Annotated in this window: 1 protein-coding gene; it reads left to right on the top strand. The window is 61.3% G+C overall.

Features of this window, described 5'->3' with window-relative positions; all coding sequences use genetic code 11:
• On the top strand, nt 1–889 hold an 889-nt coding region (locus tag AC1D0Z_RS23070), incomplete at both ends, for an aspartate kinase (protein ID WP_477660455.1).

Genomic DNA, 889 nt, shown 5'->3' with positions numbered 1-889 from the left:
GGCCATTGCCTTGCAGGCTGAAGGCATGCAGGCCGTGAGCTACGCCGGCTGGCAGGTCACCATCAAGACCAACAACGCCTATACCAAGGCCCGTATCGAATCCATCGACGGCGAGCGCGTGCGTGCCGACCTGGACGCCGGCAAGGTCGTCATCATCACCGGCTTCCAGGGCGTGGACGAGGGCGGCAACGTCACCACGCTGGGCCGCGGCGGCTCCGACACATCGGCCGTGGCCATTGCTGCCGCGCTCAAGGCGCATGAATGCCTGATCTACACCGACGTCGACGGCGTCTACACCACCGACCCGCGCGTGGTGCCCGAGGCGCGCCGCCTGCACACCGTGAGCTTTGAAGAAATGCTCGAAATGGCCTCCATGGGCTCCAAGGTGCTGCAGATCCGCTCGGTCGAATTTGCCGGCAAATACAAGGTGCCGCTGCGCGTGCTGTCCAGCTTCACCGAATGGGACATCGACATCAACGAAGAAGCCAAGTCAGGCACTTTGATCAGCTTTGAGGAAGACGAAAACATGGAACAAGCCATCGTATCGGGCATCGCATTCAACCGCGATGAAGCCAAAATTTCCGTGCTCGGCGTGCCCGACACCCCCGGCATTGCCTACCAGATCCTGGGCGCGGTGGCCGACGCCAACATTGAAGTCGACGTGATCATCCAGAACGTCAGCAAGGACGGCAAGACCGACTTCAGCTTCACCGTCCATCGCAACGACTACTCCAAAGCCATAGACCTGCTGAAAACCCAGGTGGTGCCCAAGCTGGGCGCGCAGGAAGTGACGGGCGACGCCAAAATCTGCAAGGTCAGCATCGTCGGCATCGGCATGCGCAGCCACGTGGGCATTGCCAGCAAGATGTTCCGCGTGCTGAGCGAAGAG

The organism is Polaromonas sp. P1_E3 (assembly GCF_056405935.1).
Note: the sequence above shows the minus strand (reverse complement) of the source record. Positions and strands in the feature narration are given on the sequence as shown.